The following is a 17,978-nucleotide window of genomic DNA, read 5'->3' as shown; positions in this document are numbered from 1 at the left end:
GTCGAATTTGAGGCCGCCTGGCTCAGGCCGACTTGAAGCGCGCCATCAGTTCGGCACGGCCGGGGTCGGTCAACGTTGCCGCCGCGCCGAATTCCAGCGGCGTCAACAGGTCGGCTGCCGGATAGAGGATCGGGTTGTCGAGCACCTCCTTGGGCAGCAGCTTGTTGACGCGCGCATCGGTCGACGGCGCACCATTGGCCAAATGCTCCTTCACCGCCACCTGCGGATTCATCAGGTAGTTGAGCAGCGCGTAACCGGCGGGCTTGTTCGGCGCGTCTTTCGGAATGGCATAGAAATCGGTCCAGATCTCGCCGCCTTCCTTGCCCAGCACATAGGCGATCTCGGGAATGTCGCGATGCAGCTGCGCGCCGTCATTCGTCCAGCACATGGTCATCCACGCGTCGCCGGCGCGCATCCCCGGCTGGTAGTCGGAGGAGACCGCGAACAGATGCGGCTTGACCTTCAGCAGCAGTTCCTCCGCCTTGGCCAGTTCGTCCTGCTTGAGCGAATTGAACGAGTAGCCGTAATATTTCAGTGCATTGCCGATCGTGGTCAGCTGGTAGTCATGCACCATGGTGCGGCTGTCGCCTTCGGCCATGGCGGTGTCCCAGAACTCCTTCCAGCTCGTCATCGGCTTGGTCAGCTTCTTGGTGTTGACGGCAAAGCCGGTGGTGCCCCAGTTCTTCGGCACGGCGTAGATCGTCCCATCGATCGTGCCCTCCGAGGTGAAGCGCGGATCCTCTTGCGAGCCGTCGAAATTCGGCAGCTTCGCCATCTCCAGCGGCTCGATGATGCCGAGCTTCTTGTAGGTCGAGATCGTGTAATTGGTCGGCACGAACAGGCTCCAGCCCGAGGCCCCGGCCTGCAGCTTGGCCAGCATCTCCTCATTGGAGCCGAACACGTTGACCTCGACGGCGACGCCGGTGTCCTTCTTGAAGTTCTCGAAGGTCGCCGGGTCATGATAGTTCGGCCAGGTGGCGATCGACATGCGATCGCCAAGGCCTTCCGCGGCAAAGGCCGGTGTCGGCATGATGCCGATCTCGCGCGCCATCACCGCCGTGGCAATGCCAAGGCCAGTGAGGCCGAGGAAGTCGCGGCGGCCGATCGAGCCGCGCTTCAAACGCATCAGCTGGTCGACGAAATTCTCGGGGCTTATCGGCAGTCCGTCACGATATGATTTCGACATGTTTATCTACCCTCTGGTTGGCCCCGTTGTTCTTGGTCTCCGCAAACGCCAGCGGCGTTCCGGAGGCAAAGCCGATGGCGACGGGTTCACCCGGCTTGAAGAGATTGCCGTGACCGATCAGGTGATCGGCTTTGGCCAGCAGCGTTCCGATGCCCTTGACCTCGATCGCGTATTCCGCCGTCGAGCCCAGGAATATCCGGTTGCGGACGATGCCCTTGAATGGGCCGCTTGCCTGGGCGCCGAGACTGAGCGATTCAGGACGCAGGCTGACCGAAACGACCTCGCCCTGCTGCAGGGCGGTCCGTTTGCGCGCTGCAATGACGGTGCCGTCGGCAAGCGCCACCTCCACCAGATCGCCCGAATGCCCGGCGACAGTACCGCTCAAGAGATTGGTCTTGCCGACGAAATCGGCAACAAACAGGTCGGCCGGTTCGTCATAGATCTCGCTCGGCTGCCCGAGCTGGACGATGCGACCGCCATTCATGACGCAGACGAAATCGCTCATCGACAGCGCTTCCTCCTGGTCGTGCGTGACCAGCACGAAGGTGATGCCGATCTCGCGCTGCAGGTTCTGCAGCTCGATCTGCATGTCGGTGCGCAGCTTCTTGTCGAGCGCCGCCAGCGGCTCATCGAGCAAGAGCACCGCCGGCTTGTTGACCAGGGCGCGGGCAAGCGCCACACGCTGCTGCTGGCCGCCCGACAGTTCGTGGATCTTGCGGCGGCCATAGCCGGCGAGCCGCACCATTTCGAGCGCCTCGCCCGCCCTCGAGGCGATCTCGCGCGAAGACAGCCTTGGCCGCGCCTGGCGCAGCCCGTAGGCGACATTGTCCTCGACATCGAGATGCGGAAACAGCGCGTATTGCTGGAACACCATGTTGACCGGCCGCCGGTAGGGCGGCGTGCCGGCCATGTCCTGGCCGCGAATGAACACCTGGCCTTCGCTCGGCTGTTCGAAGCCGCCGATCATGCGCAGGCAGGTGGTCTTGCCGCAGCCGGAGGGACCGAGCAGCGCGACAAAGGCGGAGGGCGGGACAGCGAGATCGATGCCGCTGACCGCGGTCACCGCGCCATAGCGCTTGGTGACGCCGCGAAACTCGATGTCGGGCACTGCGGTCAAGGCTGATGGCTCCAGCGACAGGGCGATGCGATTTCAAGACGCTATCAGAGCCAATGCCGGCTAGTATATACCTCGCGGGTGGTATATCTGATCTATTTTCTCGTTTAAGGGGGTATGGATTGTCCCGCAGCGACGAATACAGCCGGCTCGCCACGCTCGTCGCGACGACGCGGGAGACCAGCGGCGATCTCTTTGGCCAGGCGCTGGTCGAGTGGCTGCGGCAGCACGTTAGATTCGACCACTGCGTGATCTTCGGCTATCGCGGCGCCTCGCGCCCGCCGCTGCTGTTCGAGACCTTCTCGCCCACCGAGAGCCATGTGTTCGTCGCGCTCTATCAGGAAGGGCCGTATCTGCTCGATCCGTTCCATCACGCTGCGGTCGAGCGCAAGGAAGGGTTCTGGCGCATGCGCGAGCTGGCGCCGGACCGTTTCTATGCCAGCGAGTATTTCCGCTCCTATTACAGCCAGACCAGGCTGGCCGAGGAGGTCGGCTTCTTCGTGCCGCTGCCGGGCAAGGATGCGCTGGTGTTGTCGCTGATGCGGCTGCGCGCTTCAGGCCCTTTCGGCACCGCCGATGCCAGATTGCTGCGCGACATGGCTCCCGCGGTGATCAGCTTCATCAGGTTGCGCTGGCCTGCTCTTCCGGCCGACGAAACGGCGGAAGCGAAGCAGGACGAGACGGCCGCTATGGTCAACGAATTCGACCGCGCCCATATCTGGCAGAGCCTGTCGCTGACGCCGCGCGAAAAGCATGTCGTCGACCTGGTGTTGCAGGGGCATTCGACGGAGTCGATCGCCCGCGCCATGCGCATCGTGCCGGGAACCGTGAAGGTCCATCGCCGCAACATCTACCGCAAGCTCAAGATCAAGTCGCAGGCCGGCCTGTTCGCGCGCTTCGTCGAGATCATCGATGCACGGATCCGGTAGGCTCTCTAACCGCCGGCTTCCCACGACCCGGTCTCGGCCATCCGCTTCAGCAACGGCGCCGGCTTGAACACATCCTTGCCCGTCCGTTGATGCCAGTATTCGAGCCGCTCGATGATCCTGGCCGGACCTTCAAGGCCAACCCAGAACATCGGTCCGCCCTTGCCGATGGGAAAGCCGTAGCCATTGACCCAGACGACATCGATGTCGGACGCACGGGCCGCTATGCCTTCCTCCAGGATCTTGGCGCCCTCGTTGATCAGGGGGTAAAGCGTGCGCTCTACGATTTCCTCCGCACTGATCGCACGCGGTGCGAGACCCTTCTCGGCGGCCTTGTCGCGGATCAGCGCTTCAACCTCGGGATCCGGCACTGGCGTGCGCGCGCCAGCCTCATAGAGATAAAAACCCCGACCGGTCTTCTGGCCGAAGCGTCCTTGTTCGCACAGCGTGTCGGCGATCACGGCTTTCTGGCCGCGTGCCTTGCGGTTGCGCCAGCCAATATCGAGACCGGCGAGATCGCCCATTTGGAACGGCCCCATCGGCCAGCCGAAATCGGTGAACACCTGGTCGATCTGGCTGGGCGTTGCGCCTTCCAGAAGAAGCGCTTCCGATTCCGAGCCCCGCGCGGCAAGCATGCGGTTGCCGACGAAGCCGTGGCAGACGCCGACCACGACGGCCACCTTGCCGATCCGCCTCGCCAGGTCGACTGATGTCGCCAGCGCATCGGGCGCGGTCTTCTCGGCGCGCACGATCTCCAAGAGCTTCATGACATTGGCCGGCGAAAAGAAATGCAGGCCGAGCACATCCTGCGGCCGCGAGGTCGAGGCAGCGATTTCGTTGATGTCGAGATAGGAGGTGTTGGTGGCCAGGATCGCGCCGGGCTTCGCCACGGCTTCGAGCTTGCCGAACACTTCCTTCTTGACCGCCATGTCCTCGAACACCGCCTCGACGATCAGGTCGCAATCGGCGAGATCGGCATAGTCGGTGGAGCCCTTGAACTGGGCGAGCCGCTCCCGCTTGGCGTCGTCGCTGAGCGAACCGCGCGTGACGGAAACCGAGTAGTTCCTGTCGATGGTCGCCAAGCCGCGCTGCAATGCCTCACGGCTGGTTTCCAGCAAGGTCACGGGATATCCGCCATTGGCGAAGGCCATGGCAATGCCGCCGCCCATCGTACCGGCACCGATGACGCCGACGCGGGCGATCCTGCGCTTGACGACGTCTTTTCCTGGAAGCTTTGCCGCCTCACGTTCGGCGAAGAACAGATGGCGCTGCGCCCGCGATTGGTCGCTGGCGACCAGCTTGACGAACAGCGCACGCTCTGCCGCCAGTGCCGCATCGAACGGCAGCGTGACGGCATTGCGCACCGACTGCGCACAAGCGATCGGCGCCTCGAGGCCGCGCGCTTTCCTGGCAAGATCCGCAGCCCCGGCGTCGAACGCCGCGAGATCAGTCTGCTTGAGACCATCATTGCGATCGCGCACCGGCGTGAAGGGACCACCCTTGCGGGCGATTTCCCCAGCGAAGTTCACGGCATGCGTGGTCAGAACGCCTTCGAAGACGGCATCGACGAGACCGGCGGCGTGCGCCTCGGTCGCGCCGATCGGCGCACCTGAGACGATCATCTTCAACGCCTTCACCGCGCCGACAAGGCGCGGCAGCCGTACCGTGCCACCGCCACCCGGCAGCAGGCCGAGTTTGACTTCCGGCAGGCCGAGCTTGGCGCCGGCATCGGCAACACGGAAATGGCAGCCCAGCGCCAGCTCCAGCCCGCCGCCGAGCGCGGTGCCGTGGATGGCTGCGACCGTCGGCTTGGCGATGGTTTCCAGCGTCGCCACGATGGCGCGCAGTTCGGGCTGCTGCATCGGCTTGCCGAACTCGGTGATGTCGGCGCCGGCGACAAAGGTCCGGCCGGCGCATGCAATGACGATGGCGGCAACCGACGCATCGTCGCGCAATTCGACCAGCGCCTGCATCAGCGGTTCGCGGACATGGAAGCTCAGCGCGTTGACCGGCGGATTGTCGATGGTGACGACGGCAACGTCGCCGTCGCGGCTGACCTTCACAAAATCGGACACGCAAACCTCCCAGCATTATTCAGCGGCCGCGGCCACGCGAACGGGATTTACAGCGCCATAACGTCGAAGGGAACCGGATGTCGGCCTGGCACAATGATTACAGGCCTTGAAGGTGTCTGGGACGACGAAGGCGGAGGCTACCGCAGCGCCTTCTGCCCGCCCGCCGCCGTGATCACCCCGACGATGATCAGCCCCGTCAGCAGCAACCGCACCCCGGCGCTCACCCCAAACGTGTTGAGCATGGTCAAAAGCAGCACCAGGAACAAAGCCGCGCCCCAGACGCCGGGGACATTGGCCTTGCCGCCGGCGACCGACGTGCCGCCAATGACGACGACGGCGATCGAGGCCAGCAGATATTCGTTGCCGATGTCGACATTGGCGCCGCGGAAATAGCCGGCGAGCAGCGCGCCGTCGATGCCGCCGAGCGCGCCCGACAGCGTGTAGGTGAGGAAGCGGATGCGGCCGACATTGACGCCGGCCAGCCACGCCGCGCGAATGTTCTGGCCGATCGCCAGCACCGAGCGGCCATAGATCATACGCTGCAGCGCGATGGCCGCGCCGACGGTGAACAATACCGTGAGGATCGCCAGCACCGGAATGCCCAGCACCTGCCAGTTGGCAAAATCGGCGAAGCCCGGCGGCGGCTTGATCTGCAGCCCGCGGCCATAGCTGATGTCGATCGACTGGATGATGAAGCTGGCCGATAGCGTGGCGATGATCGGCGGGATGCGCAGCGCCCAGATCAGCAGGTAGTTGGCGGCGCCGATCGCCGCCCCGCAGGCAAGTGCCGCCAAAAGCCCAACCGCGATCATGGAATCGTTGCCGTCCATCACCTTCATCGCGACGGCGCTGGCAAGGCCGATATTGGCCGGCAGCGACAGGTCGACATTGCCTGGTCCCAGCGTGATGACGAACATCTGGCCGACGCCGACAATGACGGTGAATACCGCCAGGGAAAGGGCTGCCGTCACCATGCCACCCCCGCCATAGCCGCCGGTGAAGGCGATCGTCGCCAGCCACACCAGCAGCGCGCCGAGGAACGACCAGATCCAGGGTTTGGTAAGCAGCGGTCTCACCGATGTCATCGCTCACCTCTCCTTGCGGCTGATCAGCACGCGCGCCGCCAGCACGATGATCAGGATGGCGCCGTTGGCGGCCACCTGCCAGTCGGGCGGGATGTGCATGAAGGTGAGCAGCGGCGAGGCGGCCAGCGCCAGCGTCAGCGCGCCGATCACCGCACCGATCGGCGACACCCGGCCGCCGACGAATTCGCCGCCGCCGAGGATGACGCCGGCGATCGCCAGCAGCGTGTAGCCATTGCCGATATTGGCATCAGCCGAGGTGGTGATGCCGATCAGCGCCATACCGGACAGCACGCCGAACAGGCCGGCGAGCGCAAACAGCACGATCTTGGTTCGGAGCAGCGACCAGCCGGCGCGACCGAGCGCCGCCGGATTGCCGCCCGAGCCGCGCAGGATCACGCCGTAGGAGGTGCGCATCAGGCCGAAATGGACGATGAGGCCGATCAGCAGCGCCGCAATGATCGGGAACGGCACAAAAGGCGGCTTGAACGCCATCAGCCCGAGCAGCCAGTCCGGCGCCTTGCCGCCCGGTTTGGGCAGGACGAGAATCGCGAGCCCCTGCCAGACGAAGCTCATGCCGAGCGTCACCACGATGGACGGCAGGTTGCGCAGATGGATCAGTGCGCCGAGCAGCGCATAGACGCCGATCGATCCGAGCAGGATGGCGGCGCCGATGAGCGGCGCGTCCTTCAGCCAGGTCGCGGTGACACAGCCGACGAAGCCGACGAAAGTGCCGATCGACAGGTCGAGCTCGTTTCCGGCAATGACGAACATCTGCGCGATCGTCGCCAGCGCGATCGGGATCGCCAGGTTGAGCATCAGGCTGAAGCCGAAATAGCTGATGGCGCGCGGGTTGAGCCAGGCGATGGCGAGCAGCACCAGCGCCAGCGACAGCGCCGGCAGCAGTCCTCGCAGCAGGCGGGCGCGGGCCAGCGCGCCACGCTCGGCGGAAGTCCTGGCAGCGGTGTCGAGGCTGGCGGCCGTCATCTCAGGCCGCATCGCCGAAGGAGGACTGGATGATCTTCTCTTCGGTCAACTCGTCGCGACGCAGATTGGCGACGATGCGGCCGTTCTTGAAGACATAGATGTGGTCGCAATTGTCGAGCTCTTCGGTTTCCGTGGTGTACCAGAGGAAGGTACGGCCGCGGGCAGCCTCCTCGCGCACGAGGTCGTAGACCTCCAGCTTGGTGCCGATGTCGACGCCGCGCATCGGGTCGTCCATCAGCACGATCTGTGCATCCGAGCCGAGCGCACGCGCAAACAGCGCCTTCTGCTGGTTGCCGCCCGATAGCGAGAAAATGTTGTTGTTCATATCAGGCGTACGGATGCCGATCTTCTTCTGCCAAAATGCGGCAAGCTCGGCCTCACGCTGCGGCGAGATCAGCAGCCCGCTGCGCAGCCGCGCCAGCGAGCGGATGCCGATGTTCTCAGCAATCGACCATTGCGGAAAGATGCCATCCGACTGGCGGTCGCCGGCGACCAGCGCCACCGGCGCTGTCACCTCGATGCCGGCCCGGGCGCGCGATGCCCCGCTAAAGATCGCCAGCAGCAGGTCTGTCTGGCCATGTCCGGCCAGCCCGGCAAGGCCGATGATCTCCCCGGCGCAGGCGACGAGGTCGGTGCCGTCCTTCTGCGCGGCGGGCCGCGCCCGGACCCTCAGCGGACTGGCGGCGGGCTTGGCGGCAGCGATTTGCGCCGCGATCTTCTGGCGCGCTTCCGCGCCGCCCATCGCCGTCACCAGCCGGTTACGGTCGAAGGCGCTGGCGGCGTCGGCGACAACCACCTTGCCGTCGCGCATCACCACGATGCGGTCGGCGTTGCGCAGCACCTCGCCCAGCACATGCGAGATCAGGATGCAGCTTTTGCCGCCGGCGACGAAGCGGCGCACGAAGGCCAGCAACTGGCCCGCCGTATGCGCGTCGAGCGACGATGTCGGCTCGTCGAGGATGACGAGGTCGAGACGATCCTGCGTGACGGTGAAGGCGCGCGCCACTTCGACCATCTGGCGACGGCCGATCGACAGGTCGCCGACAATGTCCGACGCCGAGATGCTGTGGCCCGGAAAGATCTCGTCGAGCTTGGCGGCGATCAGCTCGGCCGCCTTGCGCCGCCAGCCGAAGCCACGCAGCGAAGCGTGGTTGATGCGTGTGTTCTCGGCGACATTGAGATTGGGGCACAGCGACAGCTCCTGGAAGACGCAGCGTATGCCGAGCTGCTGCGCGCGCGACACCGAGTAGTTGTCCTCGATGTCGCCATGCACGCCGATCTGCCCGCTGTCGGGCACCAGCGTGCCCGCCACCATGTGCATCAGCGTCGATTTGCCGGCGCCATTGTGGCCGACGAGCCCGACGCATTCGCCGGGTCCGACGTGAAAATCCACGCCACCCAGCGCGCGAACGGCGCCGAAATGCTTTTCGGCGCCGTTCAGTCTGATGATGTCAGCGTTACCCCTGGGCATGCTCAACGATACTCGCTTGGCGATACGGACGGCAACGCTTGGCCGACACTCACTTGATGTTGGCTTTGATGGCCGCGATCGCGTCTTCCTGCGTGTATTCGTGGCTGGCGACGCCGCCCTTGGGGATCTTTGGCAGCTCGGCCTCGAAATCGTCCTGCGTGAAGGCCAGATACGGCACCAGCAGGTCGTGCGGAATATCGGTGCGGCCGTCGAGCACCTGCTGCGCCACCCAGAAGGCGAGCGATGACACGCCGGGCGCGATTGATGCCGACCAGGTCTGGTATCCGTCCTTCTCCTTCTGTTCCTTCCACCACTGCAGCTCGTCCTGGCGGTTGCCCATGATGATGGTCGGGCGCGGCTTGCCGGCGGCGGCGAAGGCCTGTGCGGCGCCGTAACCGTCGCCGCCCTGATCGACGACGCCGACGATGTCGGGCAGCGACGGCAGGATGGTCGCCACCGCCTTCTGCGCCGTCGTCTGGTCCCAGTCGCCGGTCACCGAACCGACGATCTTGAACTCAGGATGGGCGGCGACGCCTTCGAGGATGCCGGCATGGATGGCATCGTCGATCGAGGTGCCGGCAAGGCCGCGGATTTCAAGCAGATTGCCGCCCTTGGGCTGGAACTTGGCCATCTGCTCGACTTCCTGCTTGCCCATGTCCTTGAAGTCGACGACGACACGGTAGGCGCAAGGCTCGGTCACGGTGCCGTCGAAGGAGACGACGGTGATGCCGGCATCGCAGGCCTGCTTGATGGCGCCGTTGAGCGCATCCGGCGAGGCAGCGTTGATGACGATCGCGTCATAGCCCTGCAGGATCAGGTTCTGCACCTGCGCCGCTTGCGTCGGCACCTCCTTGTCGGCGGTGGTGAAGATGTCGGCCGCGCCGACCACCTTGTCGGCGACCGCCTTCTTGGTGACGATGCCATAGCTGTCGAGCATCGCCTGCCGCCAGGAATTGCCGGCATAATTGTTGGAAAAAGCAATCTTCTTGCCACTGGTGTCGGCCAGCGCCGTGCCCGAAGCGAGCATTGCCGCCAGAGCGCCCAGAACGAACAGTTTCTTCATGTCGTTATCCTCCCAGATGTGTTGACTGCTGCATTCCCACCGGCTTTGACCCCGGCCTCACTCCCAACTCTGATTTGAGCACGGATTGTCGCGAGCTCAAAACAGTCTCAATCCCGGCACGCGCACCCTGAGCCGGTACAGCGACGTCGACGCGGTAATGTAGAGGCTTTGCAAATCGTCGTCGCCGAAGGTGAAATTCGCGCAATCTTCAGGCGTCCGGATGACGCCAAGAATGGTGCCCGACCCGTCGAAAATGTGGATGCCGCCGGGTCCGGTACAGTAAAGATTGCCGCGGCTGTCGATCTTCATGCCGTCGGGCGCTCCCGGCCCCTCGCCCTCGGTTACTGCCCACACCGCGCCGCCATTGAGGTCGCCATTGGCTTCGACGCCGAACACCCTGATGTGCCCGCGTTCGGTGTCGTTGATGAACAGCCGCGACTCGTCCAGCGAAAAGCACAGCCCGTTCGGCTGCCCGAAATCGTCGGCCAGCAATGTCAGCCGGGCGCCGTCGCCATCGATGCGGTAGACGCCCTGGAACGGCAGCTCCTGCGGGCGTGGCACGCCATAGAACTCCCTCCGGCCATAGGCCGGATCGGTGAAGTAGATCGATCCGCCGGTGGCAACGACGATATCGTTCGGGCTGTTGAGCTGCTTGCCCTGATGATGCGTAGCCAGCACGGTCACGCTGCCGTTGGGCTCGGCGCGGGTCACGCGGCTCGTTGCGTGCTCGCAGGTGACCAGCCGCCCCTGGCGGTCCAGCGTGTTGCCATTGGCCTTGTGGCTCGGCTCGCGGAACAGCTCGATCTCGCCCTCGGCACTGCGGCGATACATCCGGCTTTCCGGAATGTCGGAGAAGACCAGCCATTTCTCATAGGGATGCCAGACCGGCCCTTCGAGGAAGCCGAAGCCGCTCGCCACCATCTCAATGGTCGCATCGCCGACGACGTCGTCGAAACCGGAATGACGCGCACGCGCCGGCACCGACATCATCGGCTCCCGGCGCGAACAGCCGTGCTACTCCGCATGGTGACGAATGGCATGAGCGCTTCCCGATACAGTCTTCTTGTTGGGGCAGAGCGTAGGCGCGGTCCCGACGAGCCGATACGGGTCAAAGCGCACGGGCGACTGTGCATTTGCACAGTCGCCCGTGCCTATCGAGCGTAGAATACCGGCGACGTCAGATCAGGGCCGGCGAACACTTCGCAAAAGCGCGGTCAAGGTTGCGCTCGCGCACGCCACCGCCACGAGCACGACAACGCCGGCAGAGTTGGATTTTTGCCCTGCGCGAAATGAGTCGTGCTGCGCGGGCAGAGGGCTGTGAACCAAGGTTTTCAGATCGGACCGGCTGCCGTGGCGAACGGAATAGGCGCGCGTGAACTCGGCGCCGAGGAGGAAAATCTCCGACGAGTAGTAAACCCAGAGCAAAATCACGAGCAGTCCGCCGGCGGCGCCATACGACGACGCAATCGCGCTGGTGCCGATATACCAGCCGATAAGCGATTTTCCCAATGTGAACAGGGCCGCGGTCCCGACAGCGCCGATTGCCACATCGCGCCATTCCAGGGTTCGATCGGGCAAAACCTTGTAAATGGCGGCAAACATCACGGCGATAAGCGCAAACGAAACGACGCCGTTGATCCCGCTGAGTATGATCGTTCCGAACGGCAGATGGGCGTTGATGAAAGCGCCCAGTGCCGAAATCGCGGCGCTTGCGATGAGAGAGACCAGCAACAGGAACCCGAGTGCGGCCACCAACCCCAGACTGGCGGCCCGTGCCCTCACCAGACGCGACAGGGAATTGCCTTGCGGTTCGATCTTCCAGATTGTGTTCAACGACTGCTGCATTTCGCCGAAGACGCCAGACGCGGCCACCAGCAAGGTGACCAGCCCTATGATCGCGGCCCAGGTGCCGTACAGCCTGCCGGATGCACTTTCCAGCGCAGTCTTGAGGAGATCGGCGCTTTCCGGTCCCATCAGCCCTGATATCTGCGCGGACAAGGCCAATTGTGCGGCATCGTGGCCGAAGACGAGACCAGCAATCGCAACCACGATCAGCAAGATCGGCGCCAGCGAGGTGGCGGCATAAAAGGCCATCGCCGCACCATGGCTGAGCGCATTGTCGTCGATGAAACCGACGACGCTTTCACGCACCAGGTGCCATGAATCTGCAAATGAGGGTCGCACTTCGGTACCGCAGGCGTTGAGTTGGCGTTCACTAGCAATGCACCGGACCTTCCGATGTTCCGGCTTGTGGCCGCCGCTGTTTCAGTGCTCCGCCAGCCAGGCATCGAGCCGGTCCTGTTCGCGGCGCAGCGCGTCGATGTTGATCAGGCCACGCGCCATGGCGAGATAGATCGCCCGCGTCCGCGAGTTGAACACGGAAGCATCGCCGGCGCCGTCCTCCGCCGGCACGATGCCGAGCTTGTCGTAGCAGTGCTTGATGCGGCTCTGCGCACCACGGATCGACAGGCCGCGCCGTGCCGCGATCGCCCGGTCGGTCAGGCCGAGCGCGATGTCGATCAGGCTTTCATATTCGCCGTCGGTGATGCCCTCGAACTTGTCCTGAACGCGATGCTGGATGCCGCGGATCTCGCGGTCGATGATGCAGTGGCCTTCGCGGAAAACCCCGCGCAGGGCGGACCGCATGCCTTCCTCCGTTGCCGATTTCAGCACATAACCGTAGACAGAGCCGGGCGGGACGATCCGCGCCACGCCGCGCACATAGGCTTCGTCGGCGAAATTCGACCAGAACAGGATGTGCGTGCCGGCGCGGCGGTTCCAGATCGCCCTGGCAACTTCGATTCCCGTCGCCTTCGGCATCTGCAAATCGAGCACGACATGCAGTGGCTCGCGCTCAGTCGCCAGGTTGATGGCGTCCTCGCCGTCGCTCGCTTCGATCACCTCGACGTCACCGGGCCACAATTGCTCCACCGTCCGCCGCGCGAAGCTACGGTGCAGCCCGTCATTCTCGGCGATCATCACAAGCATCACATGGCCTCCGATACGGCGAGTTCGCCAGGCATTGTTGCAGCCGCCGCCAGTTCCCGTGATGGCTGGCGGTCGATCTCGACGACGACACGGGTGCCGCCGTTCTTGCGGCCGGCCTGGCCGATGCGCAGCCGCGCCCCGATAAGGGCTGCCCGCGTGTGCATATGGCCGATGCCGCCATACGCGGCCGGGTCAACGGCGCCGCAGCCCTGGCCGTCATCCGTGACGATCACCCGCAGCACGCTCGCGGTCGACGCCAGCAGCACGTCGATGCGGTGCGGCGCGGCATGGCGAACGGCATTGTTGATCGCTTCCTGCACGATCCGGTAGAGCGCGGTCCGCACTGGCTCCGACAGGCTGTCGGCGCCGCCGTCGCTGGTGTCGGCGATGCGCACGGCGATCGGCGGCTTGGCCCTGGCGACGCTGCGGTTGAGATGCGCCTCGACCGCATCGCGCAGGCCGAACAGTTCAAGCACGCTCGGCCGCATGTCGTCGACGATGTGGCGCAGTTCCGTCAGGCAGCCGGCGACCTCCTTCTCGAGATCGGCAAGCTGTGCTGCCCGCGCCACGCCCTGGCCGCGAAGGGCCGAGAGCTGGCGCGCGATGCGGGCGAGATCGGCAAGCGTCTGGTCGTGCAGGTCCATGGCCATGCGCCGGCGTTCGCGCTCCATGCCTTCGGTCAATTGCGAGGCGCCGACGCGCAGCAGCTCGACGCGGTTTCGCGCCTCGCTCTCGGCCAGCATGGCGCGGCGCGCCTCCTCGGTCTGGATCAGCGCGAAGATGTAGGGCGCGATCAGGTCGGCGCATTGTTGGGCGACCGCGACGTCGGCAAGCGTGTAGCAGTCGACCTCGTGCCGGCTGATGTTGAGCGCGCCGATGATGCCGCCGCGCGCCCTGAGCGGCACGACGATGCGGCTGCGCAGCCTGGCGGCGAAGATCGGACCATCGATAGCGGTGGCGAAATGGAACCGCTCGTCGCTCAGCGCGTCGTCGGCGAGCAGATAGGGGACTTCGCCCCACAGCACCGAGCGGATCGGGCTGACTTCGGTCGGCAGCGGATGCTGGGCAAGCTCGCTCCAACTGGTGTGGAAGCCGGCTTCGTAACAGGCGTGCCGGCGCCCATCATGCGACAGCACCGCCAGATCCATGTGGTCGTGCGGGATGAGCGAGCCGATCTCGATGGCTGTCGCGCGGAACGCCGTGCCGGGATCGATATGGCCGGCAAGCGCCCGCGATATCGCCAGCAGCCGGTCGATCAGGACCAGGGACACTTCCGCCATTGCTTTCACGATCCTCCCGTGCTGGGAAATAGTGGACGCATGCCGCCGCCGCTGTCAACGACGGCGCCTTTGGTCATAGGAATTTTTTCTTGACTCGGTGAGCTCAGCTATGGTACATTTTCGTCCATGGTGCTGATTTGCGCCGGTGACCCGCCGCACTGGCGGGTTTTTCATTTGCTGCTCCGTCAGCGCAGACGAAAGCTCCGAAGAAACCCGTTAGCCCTAGTTCGTTGCCCTGCCGTCGGCGCCGATCAACTTGCGGTGCAATGATTGTAAAGGGTTCGCGTCCTGGTCTAGGGAGGAGGCCAGGAGACCGAAACAGAATGCCAGTGACGCAAAACGTTGCTCCGGGCGCCCCGGGAATTCCGGCGCGCTGGACGTCAAGCGCCAAGAGCGGCGTCGGAACGTCGCTTTCGCCGGCCGGCCGGATCTGGTTCACGATCAGCCACGGCATCCTCAACGAAATCTACTATCCGCGCGTCGACAGTGCCTGCACCCGCGACCTCGGCCTCATCGTCACCGGCGCCGCCGGCTATTTCTCGGAAGAGAAGCGCGCTGCCACGCACAGCATCGAACCGTTCGAGGACGGCGTACCCGCCTACCGGCTGGTCAACACGGCGAACGACGGCGCCTGGCGGATCGAAAAGCGCATCCTCGCCGATCCGGCGCGCCCGGCGCTGCTGCAGGAAATCACCTTCACGGCGCTGAGGGGCGTCGCTGACGATTATCGCGTCTACGCGCTTCTGGCGCCGCATCTGGTCAATGCCGGCATGGGCAACACCGCCTGGGTCGGCGAGCACGAGGGAAAGCCCGTGCTGTTCGCCTCGGGGCGCGGCTCCTGCCTGGCGCTGGCCTCGTCGCTGCCCTGGCGGACCGGCTCGGCCGGCTATGTCGGTTTTTCCGACGGTTGGCAGCAACTGCACAACACAGGTGAGCTCGATGCTGCGTACCAGCGGGCCGAGGACGGCAATGTCGCGCTGACCGGCGAGATCGGCTTTTCCGCGGCCAGGACCAAGGCTTTGCTGGCGCTGGGATTTGGCGCGACGCCCGAGGAGGCCGCGGAACATGCTTTCGCCAGCCTGAAGCAGGGTTTTGAACCCGCGGCGAAATCCTACCTCCAGAACTGGCGCAACTGGCAAAAGGGCCTGCTGCCGCTCGACCGGCACGCGGTGCCCGGGATCAACTTCTATCGCGTCTCGACGGCGGTACTGGCGACGCACCGGTCGATCGCCACACCGGGCGCCGCGGTCGCCAGCCTGTCGATCCCGTGGGGCTTCGACAAGGGCGACGACGACCTCGGCGGCTACCATCTGGTCTGGCCGCGCGATCTGGTCGAGACGGCCGGCGGCTTTCTTGCTGCCGGCGACGCCGCCTCGGCGTTGCAAATCCTCGACTATCTCGGCTCCATCCAGCAGCCGGACGGCCACTGGCCGCAGAACGCCTGGCTCGACGGATCGGCCTATTGGCCCGGCATCCAGATGGACGAATGCGCCTTTCCGCTGCTGCTGGCCGAAGCTTTGCACCGCGCCGGCCATTTGCCGCACGCCAGGCTCGCAGTCTTTCTGCCGATGATCGAGCGCGCCGCCGGGTTCGTCGTGCGCAACGGGCCGGTCACCGGCGAGGACCGCTGGGAAGAGGATGCCGGCTACAGCCCGTTCACGCTCGCCGTCGAAATCGCCGCACTGCTTGCCGCAGCCGACCTGCTCGACGCCTGTGGCAAGCCGGACGGGGCGACCTATCTGCGCGAGACATCAGACGTCTGGAACGACCAGGTCGAGCGCTGGACCTACGTCACCGGCACGGCGATCTGCGGTCAAGTCGGCGTCGACGGCTACTATGTCCGCATCGCGCCGCCCGACAGCGCCTCGGCCGGTTCGCCGAAGGACGGCTATGTCCCGATCAAGAACCGGCCGCCCGGCGACACCGACCGGCCGGCCGAGCAAATCGTCAGTCCGGATGCGCTTGCACTTGTCCGCTTCGGTCTGCGGGCGGCCGACGACCCGCGCATGACAGACACGGTCAAGGTCATCGACGCGCAATTGCGCTGCGATCTGCCGCAAGGGCCGCTCTGGTACCGCTACAACGGCGACGGCTATGGCGAGCATGAAGATGGCGCACCTTTCGACGGCACCGGCCAGGGTCGCCCCTGGCCGCTGCTGGCCGGCGAACGCGCCCACTATGAGCTGGCGGCCGGGCGCAGGGAAAAGGCAGCCAGCCTGCTGGCAGCGCTAGAAGGCTCGGCCGGACCGGGCGGCCTGTTGCCGGAGCAGGTCTGGGACGGCGCCGATAGGCCGGAGCGCGAACTGCTGCACGGCCGCCCCTCGGGCAGCGCCATGCCGCTGGTCTGGGCGCATTCGGAGCATATCAAGCTGTTGCGCTCGCTGCGCGACGGCGCGGTCTTCGACATGCCCCCGCAAGGCGTCAAGCGCTATATCGAGGACAAGACCGTATCGCCGTTCAGAACATGGCGGTTCAACAACAAGATCCGCACGGTCCCGGCCGGCAAGACGCTGCGCTTCGAACTGTTGGCCCCGGCTACAGTCCATTGGAGCACCGACAACTGGGCGACCGCCCACGACAGCCAGACGGTAGAAAACGATTTCGGCATCCATCTTGCCGATCTGCCCGTCTCTGGCCTTCCCAAGGGAAGCACGCTGACCTTCACTTTTTTCTGGCCCGGGGCCGGCGATTGGGAGAATGTCGACTTCTCCGTCATCTCAGGCGACCAGGACAGCCAGCAGACCTTCCCTCGATAACCCCGCAAATCTCCTAGAAAACAGGGACGAAACCATGCAGATCGGAATGATGGGACTGGGCCGGATGGGCGCCAACATGGTCCGGCGCCTGATGCGCGACGGCCACGAATGCGTCGTCTACGACATCAACCCGGCCAGCGTCGCGGCCCTGGTGACCGACGGCGCGTCAGGGGCGGCCTCGATGGAAGAATTCATCGGCAAGCTGGCCAAGCCGCGCTGTGTGTGGCTGATGCTGCCGGCGGCGATCACCGGCAGGATCATCGACCAGGTGGCGGCCCTGATGGAGCCCGGCGACATCGTCATCGACGGCGGCAATTCCTATTATCACGACGCCGTCGACCAGGCCGCGAAACTGGCCGGCAAGGGCATCCATCTTGTCGATGTCGGCACCAGCGGCGGCGTCTGGGGCCTGGAGCGTGGCTACTGCCTGATGATCGGCGGTCCCGACGTGGCGGTGCAGCACCTCGATTCGATCTTCGCCACGCTGGCGCCGGGCGCCGATGCCGGCTCCAATCCGTCCAGGGATGCCGGGACCGCGCCCTTCGGCTACCTGCATTGCGGACCGAGCGGCGCCGGCCACTTCGTCAAGATGGTGCACAACGGCATCGAGTATGGCGTCATGGCCGCCTATGCCGAAGGCATGAACATCCTGAAATCGGCCAATGCAGGCAAGCGGCAACGGACGGCGGACGCCGAGACCAGCCCGCTGGAAAACCCGCAATACTATCAGTTCGACATCGACCTTCCCCAGGTGGCCGAGGTCTGGCGGCATGGCAGCGTTATCGGCTCCTGGCTGCTTGACCTGACGGCCGGCGCCTTGAAAAGCGATCCGGGCCTGGTGAATTTCGGCGGCCGCGTTTCGGATTCCGGCGAAGGCCGCTGGACGCTGAAGGCGGCCATCGACACCGGCGTGCCGGCTCCGGTGCTGTCCTCGGCGCTGTTCGACCGCTTCTCCTCGCAGGGCGAATCCGAATTCGCCGACAAGCTGCTCTCCGCCATGCGCTATGCCTTTGGCGGCCATGTCGAGAAGCCGAAGGCCGGCAAGTGAGG

14 protein-coding genes are annotated in these 17,978 nt (G+C 65.1%); 3 read left to right on the top strand and 11 right to left on the bottom strand.

All coding sequences use genetic code 11. The annotated features are described in order from the left end of the window. Positions 1 to 22: 22 nt before the first annotated feature. Both AC0NIL_RS05450 and AC0NIL_RS05445 read right to left on the bottom strand, forming a co-directional pair. A complete protein-coding gene (locus AC0NIL_RS05450) occupies positions 23 to 1,186 on the bottom strand; it encodes an ABC transporter substrate-binding protein (RefSeq protein WP_063173327.1) in 1,164 nt (387 codons plus the stop codon). Then, on the bottom strand, positions 1,167 to 2,303 hold the full coding sequence (locus tag AC0NIL_RS05445; protein ID WP_013528932.1) for an ABC transporter ATP-binding protein: 1,137 nt from the start codon (positions 2,301 to 2,303) through the stop codon (positions 1,167 to 1,169). Before AC0NIL_RS05445 ends, AC0NIL_RS05450 begins: the two co-directional genes overlap by 20 nt. Positions 2,304 to 2,422: 119 nt before the next feature. Here AC0NIL_RS05445 and AC0NIL_RS05440 point away from each other — a divergent pair, with 119 nt between their 5' ends. Continuing rightward, the gene (locus AC0NIL_RS05440) at positions 2,423 to 3,229 is read left to right on the top strand and encodes a response regulator transcription factor (RefSeq protein WP_024504754.1); all 807 of its coding nucleotides are present in this window, start codon (positions 2,423 to 2,425) and stop codon (positions 3,227 to 3,229) included. Between the two features lie 5 nt (positions 3,230 to 3,234). Here the strand turns inward: AC0NIL_RS05440 and AC0NIL_RS05435 are convergent, their stop codons facing one another. The 9 genes from AC0NIL_RS05435 to AC0NIL_RS05395 all read right to left on the bottom strand — a co-directional run bounded on the left by AC0NIL_RS05435 (position 3,235) and on the right by AC0NIL_RS05395 (position 14,172). Beyond that, on the bottom strand, positions 3,235 to 5,301 hold the full coding sequence (locus tag AC0NIL_RS05435) for a 3-hydroxyacyl-CoA dehydrogenase NAD-binding domain-containing protein (protein ID WP_275953454.1): 2,067 nt from the start codon (positions 5,299 to 5,301) through the stop codon (positions 3,235 to 3,237). A 137-nt stretch (positions 5,302 to 5,438) separates the two neighbouring features. After that, complete coding sequence (locus AC0NIL_RS05430) at positions 5,439 to 6,386, bottom strand: ABC transporter permease (RefSeq protein ID WP_275953453.1); 948 nt, start codon at positions 6,384 to 6,386, stop codon at positions 5,439 to 5,441. Between the two features lie 3 nt (positions 6,387 to 6,389). Next, on the bottom strand, positions 6,390 to 7,370 hold the full coding sequence (locus tag AC0NIL_RS05425) for an ABC transporter permease (protein WP_024504757.1): 981 nt from the start codon (positions 7,368 to 7,370) through the stop codon (positions 6,390 to 6,392). A 1-nt stretch (position 7,371) separates the two neighbouring features. Further along, complete coding sequence (locus AC0NIL_RS05420; RefSeq protein ID WP_275953452.1) at positions 7,372 to 8,841, bottom strand: sugar ABC transporter ATP-binding protein; 1,470 nt, start codon at positions 8,839 to 8,841, stop codon at positions 7,372 to 7,374. 49 nt (positions 8,842 to 8,890) lie between these two features. Then, positions 8,891 to 9,904, bottom strand: a complete 1,014-nt coding sequence (locus tag AC0NIL_RS05415; RefSeq protein ID WP_127371241.1) for an ABC transporter substrate-binding protein — start codon at positions 9,902 to 9,904, stop codon at positions 8,891 to 8,893. Between the two features lie 96 nt (positions 9,905 to 10,000). Beyond that, positions 10,001 to 10,894 carry an SMP-30/gluconolactonase/LRE family protein gene (locus AC0NIL_RS05410; protein ID WP_474048443.1) on the bottom strand — a complete coding sequence of 298 codons (894 nt, stop codon included), beginning with the start codon at positions 10,892 to 10,894 and terminating at the stop codon, positions 10,001 to 10,003. 192 nt (positions 10,895 to 11,086) lie between these two features. Further along, complete coding sequence (locus AC0NIL_RS05405; protein ID WP_245267617.1) at positions 11,087 to 12,055, bottom strand: YihY/virulence factor BrkB family protein; 969 nt, start codon at positions 12,053 to 12,055, stop codon at positions 11,087 to 11,089. Positions 12,056 to 12,169: 114 nt separating this feature from the next. Then, complete coding sequence (locus tag AC0NIL_RS05400) at positions 12,170 to 12,892, bottom strand: response regulator transcription factor (protein WP_127218946.1); 723 nt, start codon at positions 12,890 to 12,892, stop codon at positions 12,170 to 12,172. Further along, positions 12,892 to 14,172: a sensor histidine kinase gene (locus AC0NIL_RS05395; protein WP_013528922.1), complete on the bottom strand. Its 1,281-nt coding sequence runs from the start codon at positions 14,170 to 14,172 to the stop codon at positions 12,892 to 12,894. Before AC0NIL_RS05395 ends, AC0NIL_RS05400 begins: the two co-directional genes overlap by 1 nt. Positions 14,173 to 14,495: 323 nt before the next feature. Between AC0NIL_RS05395 and AC0NIL_RS05390 the strand changes: the two genes are divergently transcribed. Further along, entirely contained in the window at positions 14,496 to 16,928 is a 2,433-nt protein-coding gene (locus AC0NIL_RS05390; RefSeq protein ID WP_473572857.1) for a glucan 1,4-alpha-glucosidase, read from the top strand. Between the two features lie 34 nt (positions 16,929 to 16,962). Further along, a complete protein-coding gene (gene gnd / locus AC0NIL_RS05385; protein WP_063169509.1) occupies positions 16,963 to 17,976 on the top strand; it encodes a phosphogluconate dehydrogenase (NAD(+)-dependent, decarboxylating) in 1,014 nt (337 codons plus the stop codon). Positions 17,977 to 17,978: the final 2 nt, after the last annotated feature.

Source organism: Mesorhizobium sp. WSM1343, from assembly GCF_055901535.1.
Note: the sequence above shows the minus strand (reverse complement) of the source record. Positions and strands in the feature narration are given on the sequence as shown.